The organism is Phenylobacterium sp. (assembly GCF_030693805.1).
Taxonomy (GTDB): Bacteria; Pseudomonadota; Alphaproteobacteria; order Caulobacterales; family Caulobacteraceae; genus Phenylobacterium.
Map to the genome: position 1 here is coordinate 1 of NZ_JAUXZW010000039.1, position 4,442 is coordinate 4,442.

Sequence of the window (4,442 nt, forward strand, 5' to 3'; positions counted from 1 at the left end):
CTCGTCGAGCGCTACTTCTGCAGCCTCAAGCAGTTCCGACGGGTCGCCACACGCTTCGAAAAGACCGCCAGGAACTTCCTCGCAGCCGTTGCACTCGCCTCAGCAAGGCTCTGGCTGCGAGCTATTGAGTCCACGCCCTAGTCGGACAGCAGGGCGTCCAGCGTCGTCTCGGCCGCGCTGCGTTCCTCACGCAGGCCATCATACAGCGACTGCAGATAGGCGTGATTCTGGCGCAGTTCGATCAGTTCGCTGCGCGCCTCGTCCAGATCCCGCGTGGTCGCCGACACCAGCGGCCCCATCGCCAGCCGCATCTCGTCCAGCCTGGCGCGGGCCCGCGTCAGCAGCGCCGAGTCGGGGTTCGCATCGGCGGCCGCGGCGGCGAACCAGTCGAACACGTCCTGGGCGACGGCGCCGGCGTCGCCCGCGCGCGCCAGGCCCTCGCCGGTCTCGTTGTGCCGCAGGTCGGGAGTGAGGAACCGGTCGATCGCCTCGCCCGCCTTCGCATCCAGGCCCGGCAGGGGCTCCGCGTGCGCGGCTTCGATGCGCGCGGCCTGCGCCCGCCAGTCCGTGAGCAGGGCGTCGTAGCCGACGAAGGCGCGGGGCAGGTCGCGGGTGTAGGCCTCGGCCGCGAGCATATAGGCGCTCCACAGCAGCACCGATTTCTCCACGGAAAAGCCGTTGCGGCGGCCCAGCGAGCCGGCCACCGCCAGCGGATGGCGCACGGGGATCACGCAGCGCGCGGCGATACGCCGTTGCTCGAGGATCTCGCGCCAGAACGGCAACAGCACCGTGACGCGCGGGTCCTTCATCAGCGGCAGGCGCGCGCCGGCGTATTCCTGGTCGAACAGCGCGCCGCCCTCGTCGCGCCAGGCAGCCTCTTCGGCCGCGGGCAGGGGGCGATGAGGAAAGCCGAAGACGTCGTCCCACGCCCCACCGCTGGCGCGCAGGCGGCGGTCGTTGAACATGGCGATCTTCCAGGGCTCGAAGTAGCCCTTCTCATTGTGCTCATCGCCCGGCATCACATTGGCCGGCAGCTCGGCGCCGGCCAGCGCCAGCAACTGCGTGGCCGCCGACGTTCCCGAGCGATGCATGCCCAGCACCAGATAGGCGGTCCGTGCGGCGGAGGGACCGAGGACGGACTTAGGAACGGAGGCCGGCGGCGATGTCATGCAACTTCCAGTGACGCTTGGCGAACCGCTCTATGGCCGCGCGGCCGGAGGGGCAAGACCCGCGCGTGGTTGATCGTGCGGGACAATCGTTGCACAGAGCGGATCGTCCCAAGAGGAAGGCGCCATGGCCGCTACGGCCTCGAACGATGAAATCCAACTGGCGATCGCCGCGGCGATGGATGCGGATTTCTACCGGGCCGTCTATCCTGACTTCGCCGCCTCGCGGATGACGCCCTGCGCCCACTACGCGAGCCTGGGGTGGCGCGAGGATCGCGATCCCGCGCCCTGGTTCTCGACGCGCCGGTATCTGGAGCTCAATCCCGATGTGGCCGCGGCGGGCGTCAACCCGCTGTTCCACTTCGTCACCGCCGGCGGGCGCGAGGGCCGCGAGATCGCCGCTTCCAGCGAAGGCGACGCCTACCGGGCGCGGCTGCGGCGTCAGCGACGCCACGGCGCGTGGCGGTTCGATCCGCCGGATCCGCCGCAAGGCGCCACGCGCGATCCCGCCCTGAACGCCTCGCCCACCGAGCGCGCCATGGTCGCGGCCGAGTTCGACGAGGCCTTCTATCTGGACGCCAACTCCGACGTAGCCGACGCCGGCGTCGACCCGCTGGAGCATTTCCTGTCGCTGGGCTGGCGCGAGATGCGGGACCCGAATCCGACGTTCTCGATGGTCGATTACGTCGACGCCTATGCCGACGTCGCCATGTCCACGGCCAATCCGTTCGTCCACTACCTGACGCGTGGCCGGCCCGAGGGACGCAGCGCGCAGCACAACCTGGGCTTCCGGTTCGACGTGATCTCCAAACTCGCCCCGGTCGACGAGCGGGTGGAGCAACTGGCCTTCGTCTGCGCGGCCCTACCGCACGACCCGCCGCAAGGACTGGTCCAGGCGCTGGCCGCGCGGTCCGACGGCCTGAGGGACGTGCACGTGACGTTCAGCCACGACGACTACCGCCTGAATGTCGGCGGCGTGCAGCTCTGTCTGCAGCGCGAATCCGCGAACATCCGCGCGGTGGGACGCAGTCACCTGCATTTCCATCCGGCCAGGGCCTGGCCGGCGCTGCGGGCCGTCACCGAAACCTGCCCGCTGGGCGTGGTGCTGGACGGCGAACTGCTGGGCGAGTTCGAGATCCACGCCGTGATCGACGCCCTGGCTTCGCTTCCGGCCAGCGGCGAGCGCAGCTTCGCGATCCACAATCTGCTCGGGCACAGCGTCGACGAGGTGCTGAGCCTGTTGGGGGCGCTGGGCCTCAGCGACGGCTATTTCTGGCTGCACGATTTCGCCAGCCTGTGCGCCGGGTTCCACCTGATGCGCAACGACGTGCAGGACTGCGGCGCGCCGCCGCCCGACAGCCCGGCCTGCGGGGTCTGCGCCTACCAGCCGCTGCGCGACCGGCATCTGGACGATTACGGGCGTCTGTTCGCTTCGCTGGGGCTGACCGTCGTGTCGCCGTCCGCCTCGGCGCTGACCGCCTGGCGGGCCGGCTGGAACCATCCGGCGAAGGCGGCGATCGTCCACCCCCACGCCCGCCTAGGTGCGCCTGGGGCGCCGGCCGATACCCCCGCCGGTCCGATGCGGATCGCCTTCCTGGGCATGGCCGCGCCGCACAAGGGCTGGCCGATCTTCCGCGACCTGGCGCTGAAGTTCGCCGACGACCCGCGCTACACCTTCCTGCACCTCGGCAAACGCGGCGGCGGACGGTTGCCGATCGCCTTCCATGAGGTCTCCGTCTCGGCCGAGCGTCCGGACGCTATGCGCGAGGCGATCGCCGCGCTCGACGTGGATGTGGCGCTGATCTGGTCGCTGTGCCGCGAGACCTTCTCCTTCACCGCCTACGAGGCCGCCGCCGCCGGCGCCGCCGTTGTCACCGGTCCCGACAGCGGCAATGTGGCGGCGTTCGTGACCGCCGACGGCTGCGGTCGTGTTCTGGAAGACGAGGCGGCGCTGCATGCGGCGTTCGAGAGCGGGGCGATTCTGGAGCTTGCGCGCGCCGTGCGGCGCCCCGGCGTTCGCGCCCTCGAGTACAGCGCGCTCACCGTCGACCTGCTGGGCGTGAGGACGCCCGCGTGAAGGTGCTCTGCTACTCCAGCTTCACCTTCACCTATCTGAACCGCGCGCGCGTTCTGTTCCAGTCGCTCCGCCGGCATCATCCGGAGTGGGAGCTGGTGGCGCTGATCACTGACACGGCGCCCCCGGACTTCTCCTTCGAACCCGAATCGGAGCCGTTCGACCGGGTGGTGTTCGCCGACCAACTGGGCGTCGCCGACTTCCCCGGATGGCTGTTCAAGCACGACGTGGTCGAGGCCTGCACCGCGGTGAAGGGCCCGTTCATGCTGCAGGCCTGCCAGTCGGGCGCCGATGCGGTGATCTACCTGGATCCGGACACGACGGTGTTCGAGAGCCTGGCGCCGCTGGAGCATTGGCTCGAAGACCACGACATCCTGCTGACGCCCCACCTGATCGACGCCAACGACGATGTCGCCGCGATCCTCGACAACGACCTGTCCGCCTCGCGCACCGGGATCTTCAACCTGGGCTTCGTCGCCGTCCGCGCCCGCGGCGAGGGCCTGCGCTTCGCCCGTTGGTGGAGCGATCGGCTGCTGTCGTACTGCTATGACGACATGCCCAGCGGCCTGTTCGTCGACCAGCGCTGGTGCGACCACGTCCCCGCGCTGTTCGACAAGGTCAAGGTGATCCGCGATCCCGGCTATAATGTCGCAAGTTGGAATCTCAGCCGCCGCACGCTTGAGATTGGCAAGGACGGCGCGATCCGGGTGAACGGCGCGCCGCTGCGTTTCTGGCACTTCACCAAGCTGGGGCCGCTAGGCGACACCATGACCCGCCGCTACGCGGGCGGGAATTTCCCGGTCTATGAGATCTGGAGCTGGTATCGCCGCCAGATCGCCGCCGCCACCGACCCTGCCATCCCCGAGCGTTGGTGGAGCTATGCGTCGTTCGCCGACGGCACGCCGATCGCCAAGGCCGAGCGGGTGCTCTATCGCCAGCGCGGCGACCTGCAGGCCGCGTTCCCAGATCCGTTCGCCAGCGGACCCGGCAGCTATCTGGAATGGTTGCGCGCGCAACCGAAGTGACTATCCGCTAGGCGCAGCGGAAAACTGTACGGCTCTCATGAAAATGACCACGAAGGCGGAGATGGCGACACAGGATCGGCCGGGTGCGCCGCAGCCCTCGGCGCTGCTCAGCAAACTGGACGCCGTGGCGACCCAGCTGGTGCGTGCGCGCGACGACCGGCGGCTGGCCGACCTCGA

At 69.4% G+C, this 4,442-nt stretch carries 3 protein-coding genes and 1 pseudogene; 3 read left to right on the forward strand and 1 reads right to left on the reverse strand.

The genetic code is table 11. The features are described from left to right. Positions 1-141: pseudogene (locus Q8M88_RS01765) on the forward strand (IS5/IS1182 family transposase); the annotation flags it as partial. Here Q8M88_RS01765 and Q8M88_RS01770 read toward each other — a convergent pair. Then, positions 138-1,169, reverse strand: coding sequence for a hypothetical protein (locus tag Q8M88_RS01770; RefSeq protein ID WP_305594476.1), 1,032 nt, complete (start codon positions 1,167-1,169; stop codon positions 138-140). The pseudogene Q8M88_RS01765 and the gene Q8M88_RS01770 overlap by 4 nt on opposite strands. A 124-nt stretch (positions 1,170-1,293) precedes the next feature. Here Q8M88_RS01770 and Q8M88_RS01775 point away from each other — a divergent pair, with 124 nt between their 5' ends. Together Q8M88_RS01775 and Q8M88_RS01780 are read left to right on the forward strand one after the other, a co-directional pair. Beyond that, a complete protein-coding gene (locus Q8M88_RS01775) occupies positions 1,294-3,243 on the forward strand; it encodes a hypothetical protein (RefSeq protein ID WP_305594478.1) in 1,950 nt (649 codons plus the stop codon). Next, positions 3,240-4,265, forward strand: coding sequence for a hypothetical protein (locus tag Q8M88_RS01780; protein WP_305594480.1), 1,026 nt, complete (start codon positions 3,240-3,242; stop codon positions 4,263-4,265). Before Q8M88_RS01775 ends, Q8M88_RS01780 begins: the two co-directional genes overlap by 4 nt. Positions 4,266-4,442 lie beyond the last annotated feature (177 nt).

Excerpts from the sequence above, each read along its gene's own strand:
- Q8M88_RS01770 (WP_305594476.1), bottom strand. The coding sequence starts at position 1,169 with ATGACATCGCCGCCGGCCTCCGTTCCTAAGTCCGTCCTCGGTCCCTCC.
- Q8M88_RS01775 (WP_305594478.1), top strand. The coding sequence starts at position 1,294 with ATGGCCGCTACGGCCTCGAACGATGAAATCCAACTGGCGATCGCCGCG.